This is a genomic window from Paenibacillus marchantiophytorum, from assembly GCF_014640555.1.
Lineage (GTDB): Bacteria > Bacillota > Bacilli > Paenibacillales > NBRC-103111 > Paenibacillus_E > Paenibacillus_E marchantiophytorum.
On sequence record NZ_BMHE01000017.1, the window covers coordinates 92166 to 113920 of the forward strand.

A 21755-nucleotide genomic window follows, 5' to 3' on the forward strand; every position below is an offset into this window, starting at 1 on the left:
TCGGGCGAAGCGCCGCGTTGTCTTGTCCAAATCTTCTGATACTAGATTATGATTGAGAGAGTTGAATTATGTTCCTTTCTACAAAAAAAGACCGCCTTAGCCAAATTGGCTAACAGCGATCTTCATCCTAAGCTTTCGTTTCGTACGTTTTGCGCAGCGATTTTGCTAGTCCATCCGCCGCTTTCCAAATGTCTCCTGCACCCATTGTTAAGACAAGATCCCCAGGCTGCACACGCTCGATCAGATCGGCAAGCACTTCTTCCCTGGTTGCAATGTGTCTCACATTGGGGTTGCTGTTGCTTCGGATCAATTCAACGAGTTTGACGGAATCTACGCCCTCGATGCGCTGCTCCCCTGCAGGTGAGTAAATATCTGTAATAATCACTTCATCCGCTTCATCGAATGATCGGCTGAATTGTTCAAACAAATAATAGGTTCGTGTGTACCGTTGTGGCTGAAAAACCGCAATGATACGCTTTCCTGTTGCTTTCGCCGCCGATATCGTAGCTTGAATTTCTGTTGGATGATGCGCATAATCATCGATCACCAACATATTTTCAACTTCGCCCAACACTTGGAATCTACGTTTTGCGCCACGAAACTCTTGAATCGCATCGGCGATTTTATCGAAAGGCAGTCCCGCTTCCAAGCAAGTGATTAAGGTTGCCAATGCATTGTATACATTGTGCTTGCCTGGCACTGACAAACTGACCTGGCCTAAGGATTTGCCGCGGAAGTCCACCGTGAAGCTAACCTTACGATCGCCTAACGTGATGTCCTTGGCTACATAATCAGCCTCTTGATCAATCCCATACGAAATGACTTCACTTTGGATATCTGGAATCATTTCCTGCAAGAACGTATCATCCTGACAAACAATCGCTTTGCCGCCCGGTCTGACCTGGCTCAAGAATTGCTTGTATGCCTTTTTCAAATTCTCGAAATCACCATTATAGTTTTCCAAATGATCGGCTTCGATATTATTCACCAAGGCAAGGGTTGGATGATATTGCAGGAACGTGCCATCACTCTCATCCGCTTCAGCTACAACGAACTCGCCTTTCCCCGCTTTGGCATTGCTGCCGACATTCATGATCTCTCCACCAATAATATACGTTGGGTCTAGTCCGCAAATCTCCATGACCAAAGCAATCATCGAAGAAGTCGTTGTTTTGCCATGAGCGCCTGCAATAGCAATCCCTTTGCGTTCGTTCATCAGTCTGGCCAGCATCTGTGAGCGATGAATGACGGGAATATTCAATTCCTCCGCTGCCTGCATCTCCACATTATCCTTGGATAGGGCTGTTGAATAAACAACCAGATCAGCACCGGATACATTCCCGGCTTCATGACCTATGAACACTTGTGCACCTTTTGCGATTAGCTTTTCTGTTAGTTCTTGCTGTGCTAGATCGGAACCGGAAATTCGATATCCCATTTCAAGCATGACTTTGGCAATAGCACTCATGCCGTATCCGCCGATGCCAATAAAATGTACGTGTTCTGCTTGACTCACGCCGTTCTCACCATCCTTTTTCAGAATCGGTTTGATAGGTAATCCAAGAACGAACATCAGAAATTAAATACAGCGTGCCGGATACGACCGCCAAATCATCCTGCTCAGTTCTGCTTGTAAGGACTTCTAATGCTCGCTTCCAATCGCGCTCCACCACGATCTCCACAGTTCGATTCATTTCCTGGAGCAGTTCGTTGGCAAGCTCGGCAAGCTTGGAAGCATCACCTTTTTTATGAAAATCAGGTTCCGTAAGAATAAGAGTATCCACCAATGGTAGTATATGCCTGAGGTAGCCTGTATGATTCTTTGTCGAAAGCATTCCCATCATCAGATGCAGCTTTCGATACGAATAAACACTTTGAAGCGCTGCAGCCAGTGTCGCGGCTCCTTCGGGATTGTGCGCGCCGTCAAGCAAAATGCGCGGCTCCTGCGATATCATCTCAAGGCGTCCCGGCCAACGCGTTTCCTTGAGGCCTTTGAACAAATCCTCATCATCCACGATGCAGGCATAATATTGACGAAGTACTTCCAGCGTCATAACCGCCACTGCGGCGTTCGTCAGCTGGTGTTCCCCATTCAGCGTGATTGGCACGCCTTCGATGCTGCGGAAAGGTCCGCTGAAATCAAAGGTTTGTTGATCCAATTTACTCGACGCATTGGCATAGTTGAATTGCTGTCCCAGCGAGTAAAGCGTCGCTTTCTTCGCCTTGGCCGTCTGTTCGATCACATGCCAGCCTTGTTCCGGGCTAACAGCAGTGATAATAGGCACGCCAGCTTTAATGATACCCGCTTTCTCAGCAGCTACCAAATCCAGCGTGTCACCTAGAATATCCATGTGGTCATGGCCAACATTCGTAATAACGGTCACAACTGGATTGACAATATTCGTGCTATCCAGCCTTCCCCCTAGGCCTGTTTCCCATACCACATAATCCGGATAGGCGACTTTGCCAAAGAACAGAATCGCTAACGCCGTGGAAATTTCGAACATGGACGGCGCACCCAGCTCCGTCTCCCCAATTTCATCGACAATGGGCTTCATCTGATTAACTAGACGAAGCAGCACTTCGTCCTCAATGTCGACCCCATTGACTTGCATACGGTTCGTATATTTCTCCAAATAAGGAGAAGTAAAGGTACCCACATCATACCCGCAGGCCTGGAGTACTGATGATAAATAGGCGCAAGTGGAGCCCTTCCCATTCGTTCCAGCCACATGGATGAACTTCAACCTGCGCTCGGGATGTCCGAGCTTTTCCATGAGCAACTGCATGCGTTGAAGTCCTGGTTTGATGCCAAGTTTCTCCATTCGGCCAACAATCCAAGCAATCGCTTCTTGCGCTGTTTGAAATTCAGCCGAACGGTTATCTTTTATATCAGTCATTGATCTCATCCTCATTTACTATATGAATCAACTTGTCTCTGTAACTAGGCAATTGCGTATTTACCAGAATTATCCTTTTAATTCCGCTAATCGTACAATTACTTTGTCACGTTTATCCGCATAGTCAGCTAGTTTCGCTTTCTCTTCTTCAATAACCTTGGCAGGCGCCTTCGCTACGAAGCCTTCATTGCCCAACTTCTTCTCAATACGTTCTACTTCACCATGCAAGGATTGAAGCTCCTTATCCAGTCGAGCAAGCTCTTGCGCAATATCAATGAGACCTGCTAACGGCAAGAATAGTTCAGCTCCTGTAAGGATAGCCGTCATAGCTTTCTCAGGCGCTGGCATCTCGGCATCGATTTGCAGCAGTGACGTGTTGCAGAAACGCTTCAAGTACTCTTCATTGCTGCGAAGGATGCTTAGGGATTCAGTGGTCGCCGGTTTCACCAGAAGCTCAATCTTCTTGCTCATCGGCACATTCACTTCAGCACGAATGTTGCGAACAGAACGAATCGCGTCCATCAGAAGCTCCATCTCTCGAACAGCATCAGGCGATTCGAAAGCCGCCTGCTCCACTGGCCATGAAGCCAATGTAATCGTCTCGCCTTCGTGAGGCAAATGCTGCCAAATTTCTTCTGAAATAAACGGCATGAACGGATGGATCAATCGTTGTGTTTGGTCAAGTACATAGGCCAGAACGGATTGCGTTTGCTTCTTAGCTGCCGGATCTGCCCCATACAAACTAAGCTTGCTGAACTCAATATACCAGTCGCAGAGATCATCCCAGATAAAGTTGTACAGAAGTCGGCCCGTTTCACCGAACTCATAACTATCAATGAGACGGGTAACATCACGAACAGTTTCATTCAGACGGTGCAAAATCCAACGATCCGCTGTTCCCAGTTTCCCTGACAGATCGATATCCGCTGCGCTTACACCTTCCAGGTTCATCAAGGCAAAGCGGGAGGCATTCCAGATCTTATTGGCAAAATTCCGCGCCTGTTCCACACGTTCCCAACGGAAACGAAGATCTTGACCTGGTGTGCTGCTGGTCGAAATCATATAGCGCATCGCATCAGCGCCATACTTCTCGATAACTTCCAACGGATCGACGCCGTTGCCTAGGGATTTGGACATTTTGCGGCCTTCCGAATCACGTACAAGTCCATGCATCAATACATCTTTAAACGGAATTTGCTTGGTGAATTCCAGCCCTGTGAAGATCATCCGGGATACCCAGAAATAGATGATATCATAGCCGGTTACGAGCACATTGGTCGGATAGAAGCGTTTCAAATCCTCAGCTTCTTCATTGGGCCAACCGAGCGTTGAGAACGGCCACAAAGCCGAGCTAAACCAGGTATCCAGCACATCGTTATCTTGGTTCAGGTTGGTGCTTTGGCAGTGCGAGCACGAGGTCGCATCTTCACGAGTTACTGTGATTTGACCACAATCCGCACAGTGCCAAGCTGGGATGCGGTGTCCCCACCATAACTGACGGGAGATACACCAATCACGTACATTTTCGATCCAATTCAAATAAATTTTCTCGAAGCGATCGGGAACAAAATTAACGCCATTGCCTGATTTCTGAGCATCAATGGCTTTCTCGGCAAGCGGCTGCATCTTCACAAACCATTGTGTCGATAAATACGGCTCGATAACCGCGCCACTGCGCTCACTGTGACCAACTTGATGAACGTGTTCTTCAATTTTGATAAGAACGCCTTGCTCCTTCAGATCAGCAATGATTTGCTTGCGGCATTCAAAGCGATCTTGCCCTTGGTAAGGGCCTGCGTTGGCATTCATCGTGCCGGTTTCATCCATTACGAGTATTTGCGGGAGATCATGACGTTTGCCTACTTCGAAATCGTTCGGATCATGCGCAGGCGTAATTTTAACCGCACCGCTTCCGAATTCTTTCTCTACATACTCATCGGCAATGATCGGAATTTCGCGATTAACAATCGGCAGCAGCAAAGTTTTACCGATAAGGTGCTGATAGCGCTCATCTTTGGGATGTACAGCAACAGCGGTATCTCCGAGCATTGTTTCCGGTCTTGTCGTTGCCACGACGATAGAATCTGTTCCGTCAGCGGTTCTATAAGAAAGATGATAGAGGGCGCCTTGCACCTCTTTGTACTCTACTTCAATATCAGACAAGGCCGTGCGTGCAGCTGGATCCCAGTTAATAATATAATTGCCGCGATAGATAAGCCCTTTCTCATACAAGCTTACGAATACTTCGCGTACCGCTTGGGAAAGTCCCTCATCCAGTGTAAACCGTTCTCGGGAATAATCGAGCGAGAAGCCCATTTTAGCCCATTGCTCACGAATCGTATTGGCGTAAAGTTCTTTCCATTCCCATACTTTCTCCAGGAATTTCTCGCGGCCTAGATCATAACGCGTCTGGCCATCTTCACGAAGCTTCTGTTCCACTTTGGTTTGCGTCGCAATACCCGCATGGTCAGAACCTGGCAGCCATAGCGTGTCGAATCCTTGCATCCTCTTGGTACGCACCAGAATATCCTGCAAAGTGAAATCAAGCGCATGCCCGATATGCAGCATACCGGTAACATTCGGAGGCGGAATGACAATTGTATACGTTTCGGCATCCGGACGGTTGCCCGCTTTGAAAAACTCATTCTTAATCCAGTAATCATACCACTTACGTTCCGCTTCTTTCGGATCATACGTTGTTGGCATTTGTAACTGCTCTTTGGTTTCGTTAGCTTCAGTCATTGGACTACCTCCATTACTAGGATCTCTGTTTATAGGCTTCGTGAGCCTGCAATTCATCGTAACCAGCTAAATTCAAACAAAAAAAGCCCTCCGCCCGCAAAGGACGAAAGGCTTGCGCTTCCGTGGTACCACCTTCATTCCGCGCAGCTTCAACTAAGGAAGCGCGTGGCTCTCAAACAGATAACGGCTGCGGCCGGCAAATGCTATTACAGCGATTCCGAATATACGGATGCTGCAGTCACATTTACAACTCCAGGGCGACTTCGTTCGGTTGCTTCCTATGGAACCTTTCAGCGCTACCAGTTCCACTCTCTGAAGGGCTTACCGCCTACTACTCCCTATCAACGTTTCCATTATTACTCAAAATGGTTTACATCATATGATAACCAACATTTGAAACAGAGTCAATATATCATTCCAGTATTACCGATTATCCATAAAATATGCTTCTTTTTTGCAAGATGTTACAGCATGCCATAAAAGCCCCCAGCCGCAAAAAGCAGCCAGAGGCTCTTGCCTATGTATCTTGTTACTTACCTTGGTAGATAAATAACTTGACCAATGGAAATATCCTGATCGTTCAAACGATTCAAAAGTTGAAGCTCTCGCGGATTAAGCTCATATCGCTTAGCGATCGACTCGAGCGTATCTTCCTTTTGAACAATACACAGCTTGAGCTTTCTGAATTCCTGGGAATTCGTGCTGCTGGAGAGGAACAGACGACGCCATTCTACCGGATCTGCTCGCGACTCCTCAGCAAGCGCAGCCTGCGCCGCTTCCTCCGCTTTCCTTTTATCAGTGAGATATGAGCCCGCCTTGGATAGTAGCGATTTGATGCCGTAGGGATTGAGGTCAGTCGCCTCATTGGCTTTCTTGCCAAATGCGACTTTAAGATCCTTCTTCTCTTCCGTAACAACCGTGTTTTCAGGATGGGGAGTCACCTTCAATTCTGTTTGTTCAATGTCAATGACCATCGCGCCCTCAGTATCGTCATCTTGCGGCATCTCTTCCTGTACGAAAGGAGCTGCCGGATTCGCAGTTGGTGCTTCCGCTATCGGCCCTAAATCTTTAAACTCAGGTACAGGCTGCATAGCGGGCGGTTCCTGATAGGTCTGCGCCGGAACGGGCGGCGGCTCTTGGGCGTTCTGCACTGGCATAGGCACAGGCTGTACAGGAGCTGGAGGCTGGACGGGCGCAGGCGGCTCGTACCGCGGTATGCCAACTTCGTGCACGAAAGTTACCTCTTCTTCCTCTCGCCAGCTTTCTTGTGGAACAGAAACAATTTCGATCCCTTGCAGGGAAAGCACACCGGTCACATTCAAACTTCGCGCAGACAACAGATCGATATCAAAGTTCTCAATCTCAACCTGAATATCTTCTACACGATGGATACGGTTCAGCGGCAATGTGATTTCCACTGGAATCAAGTGCTCGAGAGAACGAGGCGTTCCTCCGTCCTCACCATTGTAATTGCCTGTGAGAAGTAAATTCCCCTTGAGGATGGCCTGATCATCCAACGTAAGCACTTGAATATGAGGAAGCAATTCAACATCATTTAATTCTTGAATCCCCGCCAAATCCTCCTGCAAATGAACCCGCTCATAGATATCAAATCGTAAACCTGGTTGTTGTTCAGACACCGAATGAATCCTCCCTTCCATCAAATCCGGCAGCTTATCAGCATTCGGATTGTTTGGCCATTTACTTGTTTGTCTCTAAAAGTATATGGATAGGAAGGGCCAGGCATGACTACATTTTTATGGGTTTGAGACTTTACTCAAGAGCAATTGCATATCTTGCGGCAATGCCGCATGCACTTCGATCTGTTTGCGGCTAATCGGATGCTCAAATAACAGCCGTTCTCCATGGAGTGCCTGCCTGTGAAATAATCGCGTCGAACCGCCATACAGCGTATCCCCGACAAGCGGATGACCCAGATAGCTAAGATGAACGCGAATTTGGTGCGTTCGCCCCGTTTCCAGCTCTAGCTCCACCAGAGCAGCTCTCTTCATTTGCTGAAGCACTCGGTAGTGGGTAACAGCCTGATCCCCGCCTGATGCCACCCTGCGCTTGCCTGCCAGATGGCGATCCTTGCCGATGGGTTCATCAATGGTTCCCTTGTTCGAGCCAAATACACCTTCAGCAATTGCCACATAACGGCGGTCAATCCGCTTTTCACGCATAGCCTCATCCAACAGGACATGAGCCCACTCATTTTTGGCATAAAGGACAGCACCGGTCGTATCTTGATCTAGACGATGAATATGCCTGACACCGCAGGCCTGGCCTGTCGAAACATAATGATGAGCTACAGCAGAAGCTAATGTGCCCATCTGTCCCTTCTCAGAGGGATGAACAGACATGCCTGCCGGTTTATTCACAACGAGGCAGAAATCATCCTCATAGAGGATCTCAAGATCATGCGCCTCTGGTTGGAATGCAGCCTGCTCTTTGGGAAAGAGATGAATTCGAATCGTATCGTCCTGAACGCGAATCAGACCTTGCGAAGCCAAACGCAGAAAAAACTTGCGCGGGACGGGCAGCAATACGGCCAGTTCTTCTATAGCACCAGGTTTCAATGGCTTCCATTGCGCATTAGGCAATGGAAGCTCTAACCACTCGCCGCTGCGCGTGCCTGCCATCATGAGCGCATTCCTTTGCGAAAGGCAAGAACGATAACGACTAGGAGAATTAGAAACACACAAACAACCGCCATTAAATCTATCGGAAAATCAAAAAAGTAATATCGCTTCATTCGTTTCAAAAACTCCTTACAGGAATAGGGATTATGTACACTTTATTTTAACAATTACCAATAACAATTGCATGCGAAAATATGATAATATAAGTCTTGTATTGATTTTTTTCGACATTAACACATCAAAATAGAATAATAGAGCAGGAGAGGAACATCTTTGGGTAGTTCAATCGTAGAGCATTTCCGCAATTATAGTTGGCTTAAACGTATTTTTCTCGTCATAGCAGTTTGCACATTTCTAAGTTCAAGCTTTTTATTTCTTACGCCGCCAGGCGAATTTATTCGTGAGTACTTGGCCAAAACGGTCATTACGACACAGCATCGGGATTGGGCTTGGATTTTCGTAGGTGCTCAGCGAAGAGATCAAATGGTGCTTGAAATGCAAAATTTAACCGAAGTTAACTCTGTTGAGAAACAGGATTTGCATGCGGTTCAATTTAACAAGAATCGTCCCCTAGAAAGTCTAGTGAAAGTAGAAGATATATCCGGACAGTTCTGGAAAGGCAAGAAAATGTATGTGTATGACCCACGAACCATTCGTGTTGTCGTTCCTGCCAAACAAGGCGAGGGCGAGCGAATTACGGCGATGGTTCAGCGTACAGGAGCTGTTGCAGGCGTTAACGGCGGTGGATTTAATGATCCTGACGGACTTGGAAACGGATTTGCGCCAATTGGTGTTATTATGTCCGGCGGCGAAATTCTGTATACCGACCAAGAAGGCAGCATCGCGCAGCAAATTGTCGGCTTCACCAAAGAAGGCACGCTCATCATCGGGAAATATACGATTAATGAACTCCTGAGACTTGGTGTTTCAGATGCCGTTTCCTTCTACCCTCGCGTAATTGCCAACGGCAAACCGCTCATTACTAGCGGCGACGGAGGCTGGGGCCGTGCTCCGCGTACAGCAGTAGGTCAAAAAGCCGATGGAACGGTCATCTTCATCGTGATTGACGGCCGACAAACGAGCAGTGTAGGGGCAACGCTGAAAGAAGTCCAAGATATTTTCTTAGAGGACGGTGTTATTAATGCCGGCTTCCTGGACGGAGGAGCTTCCTCCGAAATGGTTTACAACGATGAATTGATTACGAAGCCATCCAGCCGTTACGGAGAGCGTCGTCTGCCTTCTGCTTTCTTGGTTTTCGATCATCCGGATGAAGTAAAGGTCAAGAATGTTTGGGAAGGTCTTAAAACGATTGATCCGGGTGGTGCCTATGACCATCCTGATTTCTTGAAAGAACAGCAGGAGAAGAAAAACAATCCGCCAAAAGCAACACCAAAACCTTCAGCAACAACAACAGCAACACCTACGGCAACACATAAACCGGAATCCAGCAGTGAAGCTGGCAAGAACGGCGCAACACCCAATCCAGAATCAACGGAAAATGGGACAACAGGCAAACCAACTTCTTCTGCGAAGCCAGAAACTTCGCCTACGACACCGGTTAACCCTACGCCTACCCCAACTCCGAATACGAATGGCGGTACTACGGGAACAGGAGGCTCCACTTCAGGAGCTTCCAACACCGTCAAGCCAAACGGAACGCCAACACCAAGTGCAACACCTGCTCTTCCAGTGAATAATGGCAATTCCGTAGCGCCGACACCTACACCATCACCAGTGATCAAAACTAATTGATTACATAACTTGAAAGCAAAAAAGGCAGCACCACAAGGTTGATAACCTTGAGGGCTGCCTATTTTTTTCGACCTGTGACCTGTTATATTTTAAATCTCTTAACCAACCGATTCATATTATCCGACATTTCACTCAGCCTGTTTGCGGATTTTGAAATTTCTTCAATGGATGCCAATTGCTCTTCCGTAGCCGCCGACACAGTCTGTGATGCTCCCGCGGTATTGGAGGACAGCTTCTCCATTTCTTGAAGCGCAGCGGCAATTTCTTGCGAGCTTGCAGACATCTGCTCAGCTGCAGCGGAGGCTTCTTCAACTTGATCAACAACATTGCGAGTTGCTTCCAGGATCCGCGCGAACGCAGCACCTGTCTCCTTGATTGAAGCAACACCAGATTCAACTTCATGCTCTCCTTTGAGCATAGAAGCAACTGCATAATCAATGTCATTCTGTATCGTTTCAATCAACTCAGCTACTTGGCCGGCAGAATCGTTAGACCGCTCAGCTAGTTTCCTTATTTCACTAGCGACAACCGCAAACCCTTTCCCCTGTTCACCAGCGCGTGCGGCTTCAATTGATGCATTAAGAGCTAGCAGATTCGTCTGCGCTGATATTTCCCTAATCACTTCTGCAATATGGCCAATTTGCTGCGAACGATCGCCAAGCTGTTTAACGACCGCGCTCAGGTCGCCTACCGTATCACTTACCGCTGTCATTTGCGATCCGGATTGCGTAATTAATTGGCTGCCGTTCTCTGCTTCCTTCAGCGTACCAAGCGAAGCTTCAAAAGCTTGGCTGGATGTAACGGCAATCCGTTGAATGCCAGTCGTCATTTCTTCCATGGCTCTGGACGTCTCCCCGATACTGGCAGCCTGCGTTTCATTATTGGCAGCAACTTCAGTAATAGCTTCTGAGGTTTGATGAACCGATTGAACTGTGTCCGTAATGACTGTTGATAACGTCCCTGAAGAAGAAGCCAACGCATTGGCGCTTAGCAATTGATTCCCTGCAAGCTCTCTCAAACTGCTTAACAAGGAATTGAACGAATCGGCTAATAGTCCTGTTTCATCGCGGTTGGAAACCTTGACTTCTTCGCCGGTCAAATCACCACTAGCCATAAGCTTCGCCTGATTAGCTACTCGTGTAATTGGCCTGGAGATATGCAGAGCAAACAAAGTTAATAGCGTTGTCCCAATAACCAAACAAATGCCTAACGTTAGCAGCATAGCTGACAAGATATGTCGTTGGCCTGCATTATAGTCCTGAACATAGGAGCCTGCGGATACAACCCAGCCCCATGAAGGAAATAGCTCGCTGTAGGCTACTTTGCTAGCTTCTTTGGTTGAATTCGGCAGCGGCCAATCGTAGTAAGTGAAGCCGCCCCCTGATTGCGCAGTTTTGACCATATCCCGTATGTAGAACGTGCCATCCGATGTTTGCTTATCCCAAATACTCTGGCCTTCCAGCAGCGGATGCGCAAGCAAATTGCCTTTTTCATCAAGAACAAAGAAATAGCCATTATCCCCCAAATCAATTTTCTTATTGATCGACCTTGTGTTGTCTGACTTCTTTTCTCCGAGCAAAATAAGGCGAAGTTTGTCCTGCGCTTGCTCTTTGCTGATGGTACCTTTCTGTACGTCTTTATCCAGTGAATCTAGCATTTCGCCTACCATTCTCACATTATTCTTCAATCCACTTTCGATGAGTGCTCGATTAGAGTCGTCTGTCACTTGATAAGTGACAATCCCCAACGTAATGATAGGTACAACTAGTAATAGGATGGATACGTATAACAGCTTTTTACGGATTGTAAGCCTAAACACGGTCCTCACACCTTTCGACAAAATACTCATTTAGGGAAATATATTTAGGTATATATCCCCCTTAAGAGTAATCCTATAGAACTACAAATACAAATTTTTCCGCCCCTTTCACAGTTAAAATCAGATATCTTTTGGCAATTCAGTGAACTTGCTGAATGAGAAGCCCCAGCATCAACTATGAAAACCTAATCTGCGGCTAGATTCTCTTCCATATGCAGCTAGGAGATGGTTAGGCAAGCTAAACGTGCTTATTCCTGCGACTCCGCTTTACTTCGTGAGATAAGTACCGCAGCGCGTGCCTATTTACTGCATTTCCTTGCATTCGCAGCACATGAACGACCAATAAGTATTCCTGCCTTGCTTATGTCTTACTCCTAAGGAAATCCTCCTAAGGAAATCCCATGAAGGGGAACTGTAGTACGCTATTTAGGCATATGGCAGGGTTGTTAGGACAGTAGCGGAACTACAGGACCTTATTTCCACCAAAAGAGCCAAATTTCTCATCAAACTTCAAAATAGCGCACTCTAGTTCCCTCACCCTTGCTATATTGACACTTTCAGCTATAATAGCGCCCTGTAGTTCCCTCAGCCACGCTATCAGGACACCTTTTGCTAGAATAGCGGCCTGACGCTTACTTATCTCCTTGCGAGCCCGCCGAAGGAAACTCCTGGATCACGCCAAATCTCGCAAAAAAAGGACCTAACGGTTATTAACCGCCAAGTCCTTGAACAATACTCTATAATCGGTTCAACGCTTCACGATGCGCTGCGATCGTTGCGTCAATGTCCTCATCCGTATGAACAGTGGATACGAACATCCCTTCGAATTGGGAAGGAGCTACCGACACACCGAGATCCAGCAGATGACCAAAATAAGCATTGAACTTCGCTAAATCCGATGTTTTTGCTGAGTCATAGTTCGTTACCTTCTGCTCCGTAAAGAACGGGCAAATCATCGATCCGACCCGGTTTATCGTGCTTGCCACACCAAGTTCTGAAGCGTTCCGCGTGAACCCGGCTTCCAGCTTGGCTGATTTACGTTCCAGCTCCTCATACACATTGGCTTCACCAAGTAGAGAGAGCGTCGCAATGCCAGCCGCCATGGCCAGTGGATTTCCGGACAAGGTACCCGCTTGATAGATCGGCCCAGCAGGCGCCATATGCTCCATGATCTCCAGCTTGCCGCCATAAGCACCGACTGGAAGACCTCCTCCGATCACCTTACCGAGGCAGGTTAAATCCGGTGTAACCCCATATAAGCCCTGTGCGCAATGCTTATGGACGCGGAAGCCTGTCATCACTTCATCGAAGATCAAGAGGGAGCCATACTGCTTCGTAACCGCACGCAAACCTTCCAAGAAACCAGGCGCAGGAGGCACAACTCCCATATTACCGGCAATCGGTTCAACAATTAAAGCTGCGATTTCTTCACCAAACTTTTCAAATACCAGGTTCACTGATGCTATATCATTATAAGGCACTGTTATTGTATTGGAGGCTACGCTAGCCGGTACGCCTGGACTATCGGGCAATCCCAGCGTCGCGACACCTGATCCCGCTTTAATCAGCAAGGCGTCCGCATGACCATGATAGCTGCCTTCGAACTTGACGATTTTATCACGTTTGGTGTAGCCGCGGGCTAGCCGCAAAGCACTCATGGTCGCTTCGGTTCCTGAGTTAACCATCCGTACCATCTCAATAGATGGGACTCGCTCAATAACCAGCTTGGCCATTTCTGTTTCCAGCAGCGTAGGCGCACCGAAGCTCGTCCCCTTCTCGGCAGTAACTTTGATAGCCTCCAGCACGACTGGGTGACAATGCCCAACGATGAGGGGCCCCCATGAGCCCACGTAGTCAATGAATGTGTTGCCATCGATGTCCGTAACTCTTGAGCCTGCCCCTTTATCCATAAACATTGGCGTCAGTCCAACTGATTTGAACGCACGGACAGGACTGTTCACACCACCAGGAATCAGCTTCTTAGCTTCTTGAAAAGCTGCCGATGAGCGCGTGTCGATTCTGCTCGAATTTTCCATAATTTCATACCCCCGTTAAGCTTTATATGATAAAATGAGTTGAAATCATTCCAAAAAAGGCGGTACCTTCTATGTTGGAATTCATCAAAAAAGTCCCTTTATTTTCTCAGTTGAATCCAGATCAATTGAACGCGCTTGCCCAAATTTGCACCAGACGTTCCTACAAAGGGAATACCATTCTTTTTGCCGAAAAAGAAAGCGGTTCTGTCTTTTACATGGTCCTCAGCGGCTCTGTCAAAATTTACACAACCGGCATCACTGGCGAAGAAAAAATACTATCCATCTGCAAAGCAGGAGAAAGTTTTGGCGAGCTTTCCTTGATAGATGGCAAACCTCGCTCGGCATCAGCCCAAACCTTAGAGGATTGTGTGCTGCTTACCTTAACGGGACCGAACTTTCTTGAACTGCTGCGCAACCATTTTGACATTACGATAGCCATTATGCAAGAACTTAGCAACCGCCTGCGCGATACGAATCAACATGTGTTTGATTTGACCTTCCTGGACGCCAGAACACGCGTAATCAAGAGTTTGATCACAATGGCTAACAAGCATGGCTTGCGCAGCGGAAATATCATCACAATTAAGCTAGTTTTGAACTTTGACGAAATTTCTCAACTAGCCGGCGTACAGAAAACAACGCTCATGCAGGTTATTCGGGATTTGGAAGAGAAGCAAATCTTGACCATCTCGCCTTCGGACTTCAAATTGGATTTGATCAAGCTTCGTTAAGATCAGCCAGCTGCCATGCTGCTTCCTTCCCTTGCCGAATACAGTCCGGCAGACCTACACCATGGAACCCAGCCCCCGTGACGAATACGCCAGGCAGGGATACGGCAAGCGCATCGCGGAACTGCGCAAGCTGCTCCAGATGGCCTACAGGATATTGCGGCATTGAATGCATCAGACGCGTGACTTCCGCGAAGAGCGGCTTTGCTTCTAGACCAAGCAGTTTCCGAATATCCTCGCGTGCCTTGCTAATGAGTTCGTCATCCGACAATTTTGGCCACTCCTGCTCGCCGGAACGCCCGATATAACAACGCAGCAGCACTTTCCCGTCTGGGGCCGTATGAAGCCACTTAGCGGAGGTTAGCGTGCAAGCGGTAATCGTCAATCCCTCGCTTCTAGGCACCAGAAAGCCTGATGCATCCAGTTCAAAAGGAATATCCTTCCGATCAAAAGCCATAATCACATTCGCCACAGAAATATAATCGATATTTTGAAGTACGCTTGCCGCAGGTACATGCGCCAGCATCCGCGCAGACTGATGGGTGGGTGTTGTCAGAATAAGGCCATCCACGATTTCACTATGCCCATCCTCGAAAGTAATCTCTGTTTGTCGGCCTGCTTTCTTAATCCCTGCAACTCCTTCACCACTTCGTAAATCAACGGCTTGCAAAGCCTCAAGCAGCCCTGAGACGAGCGTCTGCAGCCCTTTTTTGAACGTCACAAAAACCGAATTCCGCACATGTGCAGGCAAATGAGCACTCTCTTCACTGACATTTTTGCGGCTTGCCATCATCCCGAGAATTAAACTGCGATGCTTTTGTTCCATCGTCCCGAATTGGGGAAATGTTGCTTTAAGGCTAAGCTTAAACGTGTCTCCGGCATATATGCCAGCAAGCAAAGGCTCCACGATGCGCTCCAGCACTTCTTTACCTAAGCGGCGTTCAAGGAAGTGTCCAAGCGACTCATCCGTCACTGCCTCACGCTTGGGCTTCATTAGATCCATAGCAGCTCTAACTTTTCCCCAAGGCGAAATGAGACCCGTCTTCATAAATGGCGTCATTTGGGTGGGAATCCCTAATACGAGACCTGGCGGCATACGATGCAGCTTCCCCTGACGAACAATGTAGGTTTTTTTGGCCGCCGGATTCGTACCGGTAAGCTCATTTTCCAACCCCAAATCGTAAGCCAAATCAATAATAGGACGCTTGCGCGCTAGAAAAGAGTCCGGTCCTTTTTCAATAACGAAACCGTCACGCTCTAATGTGTGAATTTTCCCGCCAAATATGGGGGATTTCTCAACGATGGAAAGTCGAAAGGATTTCCCTTCCGACTCCAATCTTTTCTTCAAATAATAAGCAGCGCTTAACCCCGTAATACCCCCGCCAACAATCATGTAGTGAGGAGTCTGGGTACTCATGATGATATCGCAGCCTTTGCCCATTGCTGATAAACAACATCGCTCAAGGTTTCCATATACAAAGGGTCCGTATTCAGCGATTCCGTCCGCTCCAGATGGAGCCCCAACTCTTTGGCCAGAGCCTGTGCTTCAATATCAATATCGTAAAGAACTTCAAGGTGATCGGACACAAATCCAATCGGACAAAGCAAGACGTTCTTCACGCCTTCTTCTGTGTTAATCGTTCGCAACACATCCAAAATATCAGGGCCAAGCCATGGCATTGCCGTTTGTCCGGCACTTTGCCAACCAAACTGCCAATTCGTCAAGCCCACCCGCTCTGCGATGACTTTGGAAGTAGCCAGCAATTGATCGGGGTACGGATCTTTCAACTCGAGAATTTTCTCCGGCAAACTGTGCGCCGTGAAAATAACACGAACATCATTCCGCTCCACACCAGAGAACTTCTCCAAAGCTTTGTCTACTCGCAGGCTAAGTGCATCCAAGAGCTTAGGATGAAGATGATAGTCCAGAACAAAATCGATCTTAAGGCCAAGCGCATCCGCTTTATCCTTCGCTCTCTTTACATAACCGCCAACACTCATAGTTGAATAGTGAGGTGCCAACACAACGCCTACAGCTTCTGTAAGGCCATCCTTAACCATTTGTTCCACGCCGTCCTCAACATACGGTTGTGCATGTTTGAGGCCCTGATAGCAGACGAACTCCACTTCAGGATGCTCTTGGCGCAATGTTTCTTCAAGTCCTTTGACTTGTTTATTCGTATTTTCACGCAGAGGGAAGAACCCTCCGACAATCGCTTCATAGCGCGCCGTCAACTCGTGCAGCTGCTCAGGCGTTGGCGGATTTCCGCGCCTGATATGGGTGTAGTAAGCTTCAACTTGATCCAAACTTTCCGGCGTACCGTAAGACATGACTAAGACACCAATGCGACGTTTCGTCATCTTAAACACCACTCTTTTCTGCTTGCTGTGTTAACACCGAATGGGAATAGGTATGAATGAACGTTGTCAGCTCTTTCAACTTCTCCAGCGATGCTTCCGGGAATAAACCATGACCAAGGTTGAAAATGTAGCCTGGCTTCTGGATGCCCTCATCGATGATAGCTTTCGCCTGTTTCTCAATAACAGACATGGGCGCTGTTAGAATATAAGGATCCAAATTACCTTGCACGGCATAACGTTCACCGACTCGCTCGCGACCTACCGAAATCGGCACACGCCAATCCAGGCCAATTACATCCGCTTGAATGCCTCTCAGATAAGGCAGCAGCTCACCGGAGCTTACGCCTGGGAAATAAATCTTAGGCTCTTGGAGATTCGAGAGCTCTTGGAAAATCCGCATCATCGTTGGCAGCACATACACCTGGAAATCAGCAGGAGAAAGCGCGCCGACCCAGCTGTCAAATACCTGGACAGCTTTGGCGCCTGCGGCAATATGAGCGCGCAAATAGGTAATAACCATGTCGCCAAGCTTATCCATAAGTAGGAACCAAACGGTTGGTTCGGAGTACATAAGCTGCTTCGTGCGAATATAGCTTTTGGACGGTCTGCCTTCAATTAGGTAGCTCGCAATCGTGAATGGCGCTCCGGCAAAAGAAATCAACGGAACCTCAAGCTCCTTGTCCAAAATACGAATGGTTTGAATGATGTGCGATAAATCTTTCTCCACATCAATCGGACGCAGATTGGCAACATCCTGCGCTGTCCGAATCGGTGTATGTATGACAGGCCCCACATCTTTGACAATATCAAAGTCAATCCCAAGTGAAGCGACGGGATTCATAATGTCTGAATATAAAATTGCTGCATCTACACCTAGCTTCTTGATAGGCATCATCGTAACTTCTGCAGCGAGTTCCGGTTGCTGGCATATTTCGAGGAGTGAATACTTTTCTTTAATTTTGCGATAATCCGGGTCATACCGTCCAGCTTGGCGCATATACCAAACAGGCAGTGTATCCACCTGCTCCTGGCGGCAGGCTTTAATAAAATTGTCGTTGTAGCTCATGAGGCACCTTCCTCTTTGTTTCCATCTATTCTCATTCATTATGCCCTAATTATACCCCTGTCACAACTCAAGTAAGCTTGCGTTTTGCGACAAAAGTATGACAATAGAAACCTGCAAAAGAACCATTCACGTCTAGAAACGGCCGGCTTGTCAATTTCTTAACGAAACTGCGCGCTGATACCTTCTAGGGTGAATGGTTCGCATCTTGATTAGCTATTCTTGAGATAACGAGCGATATCTTTGGCAAAATACGTCAGGATAATGTCAGCGCCCGCACGCTTGAAGCTTACCATGGTTTCCATAACGATGGCTTCTTCGTTAATCCAGCCTTGACTTGCGGCAGCTTTCACCATCGCGTATTCGGCACTTACGTTGTAGGCAACGACAGGTAAATCAAAGTTGTCTTTCAACATGCGAATAATGTCCATGTAAGCAAGCGCAGGCTTCACCATCAGGAAGTCAGCCCCTTCGCTTACATCGCTTTCCGCTTCACGCAGCGCTTCACGGCCATTGGCCGGATCCATTTGATACGTTTTGCGATCGCCGAATTGCGGAGTCGAATGCGCCGCATCACGGAACGGACCGTAGTAGGCCGAAGCATATTTAACGGAATAAGCCATAATCGGCGTATTCTCGAAGCCCGCTTCATCCAGCCCTGAACGAATCGCATGGACATACCCGTCCATCATGTTCGATGGCGCAATGATATCCGCTCCTGCTTTGGCTTGCGAAACCGCCGTGCGAACCAGCAGTTCCAGAGAAGGATCATTAGCTACATCAGCAGCTCCGGTAACCGGGTGATGATGAATCACGCCGCAATGGCCTGTATCCGTAAACTGGCAAAGGCACGTGTCTGCGATAATCAGCAAATTCGGGTTCAATTCTTTGATAAACCGCGTGGCTTGCTGGACAATGCCATCATCCATATAAGCAGATGTCCCTGTTGGATCTTTGTAATCCGGAACTCCGAACAAAAGGATTGCTTGGATGCCTAACTGCGTAATTTCGTCAATTTCTTCCTTCACACGGTCCAAGGAGAAATGATACACACCAGGCATGGAAGCAATTTCTGACTTGACATTCGTACCGTGGGTAACAAAAATAGGTTGTACAACATCATGAACGGTGACTTGATTTTCACGAACCAAATTACGAATAGCAGCATTACCGCGCAAACGGCGGTTGCGAACGATGGGAAAACTCATGAGGAATTCCGCCTCCTTATTGACCTGATAGACTTCGAACGAGTGACGCAACGGTTGCCTCTTCGGCCAAGTAGGTAATCGGTAGTCCGAATTGACTGACCGTTTCTGCCGTTTTGGGACCGATACAGGCGATTTCAACACCTTGCAGCAAAGATAAAGGATCTTCTACGCCTAACTTGCGCAGAGCCTCAATTAAATTAGTTACGGTAGATGAACTTGTAAAAGTTATGATATGAATGCTTTGATTTTGCAAAAGATGAATAATTTCATCGCCATCATCTGTCGTTAGTACATTCTCATAGACATCGACTTCAGCGACTTCAAGACCCAGTTCTCTCAGCTTAACGGGTAAATAGTCGCGAGCGAGATCCGCCGTTGGGAGCAGAACTTTCTGCCCTGCCTTCAAATCAGCTTGAATCGCCTCCAGGATGCCTTCCCCATGATATCTGGCTGGAAGTACATCAGCAAGAATGCCTCGCTCTGCCAGCGCTTCTGCGGTCTTAGGGCCGACTGCCGCTATGCGAGCATTCCCCATTTTACGTACATCTATTCTTTTCTCGCGCAATCGTTGAAAGAAAAATTCAACCCCATTAACGCTCGTCAATACGATCCAATCGAATTGTTGAAGCTCATCCAAAGCCTGATCCAGAGCCGCCAACGCTTCCGGACGACTTGGCGACTGCAAGCGAATGACAGGAAACTCGACAGCTTCTCCGCCTAAATCATCAATTAAATCGACGAGTTCGCTTGCTTGGCTTCTTGCTCTTGTAACGAGTATGCGGCGCCCGAACAACGGTTTCTTCTCCACCCAAGCCAGCTTCTCACGCAGTTTAACGACCTCACCGACAATAATAACCGCTGGCGATTTGAAATCAGCTGCTCTGACTTTCTCCGTGATATCACCGAGGGTTCCAGTGATCGTCGCTTGATCTGCCCAGGTTCCCCACCGAACAAGCGCAACCGGCATGTCCGGCGACTTGCCGCAGCGAATCAATTCACGGCATATCTGTTCGAGATTAGCTACACCCATCAAGAAAACCATGGTGCCAATCGCTTTGGCAAGATGCTCCCAGTCCAAGCTGGAATAGGTTTTGTTCGGGTATTCATGCCCTGTAATAATCGCAAAGGAAGAAGTGAAATCTCGGTGTGTCACAGGAATACCCGCATAGGCCGGTACGGCAATGGAAGAGGTAATGCCCGGAATGATATCAAAAGTCACATCATGATCGGCGAGCAATTCCGCTTCCTCCCCGACCCGACCGAAAACACTGGGATCACCGCCTTTGAGACGGGTAACGATCTTCCCTTGCAGCGCAAGATCCACGAGCAATTGATTGATTTCTTCTTGTTTTAGAATATGTTTATCCGGCAGCTTGCCAACAAAGATCAGCTCTGCTTCCGATCTGCGATGCTTGAGTAAACGAGGATTCGCCAGCCTGTCGTACACGATGACATCCGCTTTCTGAATGGCCTCCATACCACGAACCGAAATCAGCTTGGGATCTCCAGGACCTGCTCCAACGAGATAAACTCTGCCTTTGCCCACATGGCTCACTCCCTTACCTCAGCAAGGATTCGTTCTGCTCCTTGTGCAATCAACTGATCGGCGACAAGGAGCCCTAGCGCTTCCGGATCACGCCCGGAAGCCGATTCCTTCAGCATGGTTACGCCGTCTGGCGTCCCCACCATGCCTGTGAGGGTGAGCAGCGGCCCAGCTTCCCCGCTGCTGTCTTCGCTGACGCTCGCGTAGGCGCCGAGCGGCACCTGGCAGCCTCCATTGAGTCTGCCCAGGAAAGCCCGCTCCGCTCGCACCGCGAGCGCAGTAGGCTCATGCTGGAATCTGCCCAGCAGGTCCAGCATGAAGGCGTCGCCGCCCCGGCACTCGATGCACAGCGCCCCCTGCCCTACGGCAGGGAGGCAGATCTCGGGCGGCAAGTACGCGCTGATGCGATCCTGCCAGCCGATCCGGTGCAAACCGGCAGCGGCCAGCATAATCGCATCGAAGTTCTCTTCTTCGAGCTTGCGCAGCCTCGAATCGATATTGCCGCGGACCGACTCGATTCTCAGGTCCGGGCGGTAGTTCTGCAGCTGGCTGGCGCGGCGCAGCGAGCTTGTTCCGACGAGCGCGCCTTGCGGCAGCTCGTCCAAGGAGCGATAGCCGCGCGTGATGAGCGCATCGCGCGCATCTTCACGCTTGGGAATCGCTCCGACCACTAGCCCTTCGGGGAGCTCGAAGGGCATATCTTTCATACTGTGGACGGCCATGTCAATATCGCCATCTGTAAGCGCCTGTTCGATTTCCTTGACGAACAGCCCTTTGCCGCCAACTTTCGACAATGTCACATCCAGAATACGGTCACCTTTGGTCACGATTTTCTTAATTTCGAATTGACAAGCAATGCCGTGCTCGGCAGCCAACTGTTTCAGAAGTTCCACAACTTGTCCTGTCTGGGTTAAAGCCAGAGCGCTTTGCCTTGTTCCTACAATAATGGTTTTCATCTCGA

The 21755-nt window shown here is 48.3% G+C and carries 15 protein-coding genes and 1 other annotated feature; of the genes, 2 read left to right on the top strand and 13 right to left on the bottom strand.

The window, feature by feature from the left end; genetic code table 11:
• Window positions 1-127: 127 nt before the first annotated feature.
• The 5 genes from murC to IEY34_RS17490 form a co-directional block, all read right to left on the bottom strand.
• Window positions 128-1516: a UDP-N-acetylmuramate--L-alanine ligase gene (gene murC, locus IEY34_RS17470; protein WP_189013443.1), complete on the bottom strand. Its 1389-nt coding sequence runs from the start codon at window positions 1514-1516 to the stop codon at window positions 128-130.
• Between the two features lie 7 nt (window positions 1517-1523).
• Window positions 1524-2900 (bottom strand): bifunctional folylpolyglutamate synthase/dihydrofolate synthase, encoded by a 1377-nt coding sequence (locus IEY34_RS17475; protein WP_189013445.1) that lies wholly within the window; start codon window positions 2898-2900, stop codon window positions 1524-1526.
• 69 nt (window positions 2901-2969) lie between these two features.
• Entirely contained in the window at window positions 2970-5642 is a 2673-nt protein-coding gene (locus IEY34_RS17480) for a valine--tRNA ligase (protein ID WP_189013453.1), read from the bottom strand.
• Between the two features lie 96 nt (window positions 5643-5738).
• Window positions 5739-5996 (bottom strand) — a binding site (T-box leader).
• Between the two features lie 179 nt (window positions 5997-6175).
• Window positions 6176-7282: a LysM peptidoglycan-binding domain-containing protein gene (locus IEY34_RS17485; protein WP_189013455.1), complete on the bottom strand. Its 1107-nt coding sequence runs from the start codon at window positions 7280-7282 to the stop codon at window positions 6176-6178.
• A gap of 117 nt (window positions 7283-7399) precedes the next feature.
• On the bottom strand, window positions 7400-8287 hold the full coding sequence (locus IEY34_RS17490) for an RluA family pseudouridine synthase (RefSeq protein WP_229757701.1): 888 nt from the start codon (window positions 8285-8287) through the stop codon (window positions 7400-7402).
• A gap of 270 nt (window positions 8288-8557) precedes the next feature.
• Here IEY34_RS17490 and IEY34_RS17495 point away from each other — a divergent pair, with 270 nt between their 5' ends.
• Window positions 8558-10036 carry a phosphodiester glycosidase family protein gene (locus IEY34_RS17495; protein WP_189013457.1) on the top strand — a complete coding sequence of 493 codons (1479 nt, stop codon included), beginning with the start codon at window positions 8558-8560 and terminating at the stop codon, window positions 10034-10036.
• A gap of 82 nt (window positions 10037-10118) precedes the next feature.
• On the opposite strand, the gene IEY34_RS17500 is transcribed toward IEY34_RS17495, so the two are convergent.
• Together IEY34_RS17500 and hemL are read right to left on the bottom strand one after the other, a co-directional pair.
• On the bottom strand, window positions 10119-11855 hold the full coding sequence (locus IEY34_RS17500) for a methyl-accepting chemotaxis protein (RefSeq protein WP_189013459.1): 1737 nt from the start codon (window positions 11853-11855) through the stop codon (window positions 10119-10121).
• A gap of 737 nt (window positions 11856-12592) precedes the next feature.
• Complete coding sequence (gene hemL, locus IEY34_RS17505) at window positions 12593-13891, bottom strand: glutamate-1-semialdehyde 2,1-aminomutase (RefSeq protein ID WP_189013461.1); 1299 nt, start codon at window positions 13889-13891, stop codon at window positions 12593-12595.
• A 71-nt stretch (window positions 13892-13962) separates the two neighbouring features.
• On the opposite strand from hemL, the gene IEY34_RS17510 reads away from it, so the two are divergent.
• Complete coding sequence (locus tag IEY34_RS17510; RefSeq protein ID WP_189013463.1) at window positions 13963-14622, top strand: Crp/Fnr family transcriptional regulator; 660 nt, start codon at window positions 13963-13965, stop codon at window positions 14620-14622.
• On the opposite strand, the gene hemG is transcribed toward IEY34_RS17510, so the two are convergent.
• From hemG to hemC, 6 genes are all read right to left on the bottom strand, one after another.
• Window positions 14609-16036, bottom strand: coding sequence for a protoporphyrinogen oxidase (gene hemG, locus IEY34_RS17515; protein WP_189013465.1), 1428 nt, complete (start codon window positions 16034-16036; stop codon window positions 14609-14611). The genes IEY34_RS17510 and hemG overlap by 14 nt on opposite strands.
• Entirely contained in the window at window positions 16033-16980 is a 948-nt protein-coding gene (gene hemH, locus IEY34_RS17520) for a ferrochelatase (protein WP_189013467.1), read from the bottom strand. The genes hemG and hemH overlap by 4 nt, the downstream gene beginning before the upstream one ends.
• Before the next feature lies 1 nt (window position 16981).
• Window positions 16982-18046 carry a uroporphyrinogen decarboxylase gene (hemE, locus tag IEY34_RS17525; RefSeq protein ID WP_189013469.1) on the bottom strand — a complete coding sequence of 355 codons (1065 nt, stop codon included), beginning with the start codon at window positions 18044-18046 and terminating at the stop codon, window positions 16982-16984.
• Window positions 18047-18255: 209 nt separating this feature from the next.
• The gene (gene hemB / locus IEY34_RS17530) at window positions 18256-19251 is read right to left on the bottom strand and encodes a porphobilinogen synthase (RefSeq protein ID WP_189013471.1); all 996 of its coding nucleotides are present in this window, start codon (window positions 19249-19251) and stop codon (window positions 18256-18258) included.
• Between the two features lie 16 nt (window positions 19252-19267).
• On the bottom strand, window positions 19268-20797 hold the full coding sequence (gene cobA, locus IEY34_RS17535; RefSeq protein WP_189013473.1) for a uroporphyrinogen-III C-methyltransferase: 1530 nt from the start codon (window positions 20795-20797) through the stop codon (window positions 19268-19270).
• Window positions 20798-20802: 5 nt separating this feature from the next.
• Window positions 20803-21750 (bottom strand): hydroxymethylbilane synthase, encoded by a 948-nt coding sequence (hemC, locus tag IEY34_RS17540; RefSeq protein ID WP_189013475.1) that lies wholly within the window; start codon window positions 21748-21750, stop codon window positions 20803-20805.
• Between the last annotated feature and the right edge of the window lie 5 nt (window positions 21751-21755).

What these genes read in the sequence shown, in the direction of transcription:
- IEY34_RS17490 (WP_229757701.1), bottom strand. Translation starts at nt 8,287, where the DNA reads ATGATGGCAGGCACGCGCAGCGGCGAGTGGTTAGAGCTTCCATTGCCT.
- hemC (WP_189013475.1), bottom strand. Translation starts at nt 21,750, where the DNA reads ATGAAAACCATTATTGTAGGAACAAGGCAAAGCGCTCTGGCTTTAACC.
- hemB (WP_189013471.1), bottom strand. Translation starts at nt 19,251, where the DNA reads ATGAGTTTTCCCATCGTTCGCAACCGCCGTTTGCGCGGTAATGCTGCT.
- IEY34_RS17475 (WP_189013445.1), bottom strand. Translation starts at nt 2,900, where the DNA reads ATGACTGATATAAAAGATAACCGTTCGGCTGAATTTCAAACAGCGCAA.
- hemH (WP_189013467.1), bottom strand. Translation starts at nt 16,980, where the DNA reads ATGACGAAACGTCGCATTGGTGTCTTAGTCATGTCTTACGGTACGCCG.
- hemG (WP_189013465.1), bottom strand. Translation starts at nt 16,036, where the DNA reads ATGAGTACCCAGACTCCTCACTACATGATTGTTGGCGGGGGTATTACG.
- hemL (WP_189013461.1), bottom strand. Translation starts at nt 13,891, where the DNA reads ATGGAAAATTCGAGCAGAATCGACACGCGCTCATCGGCAGCTTTTCAA.
- IEY34_RS17480 (WP_189013453.1), bottom strand. Translation starts at nt 5,642, where the DNA reads ATGACTGAAGCTAACGAAACCAAAGAGCAGTTACAAATGCCAACAACG.
- IEY34_RS17510 (WP_189013463.1), top strand. Translation starts at nt 13,963, where the DNA reads ATGTTGGAATTCATCAAAAAAGTCCCTTTATTTTCTCAGTTGAATCCA.
- hemE (WP_189013469.1), bottom strand. Translation starts at nt 18,046, where the DNA reads ATGAGCTACAACGACAATTTTATTAAAGCCTGCCGCCAGGAGCAGGTG.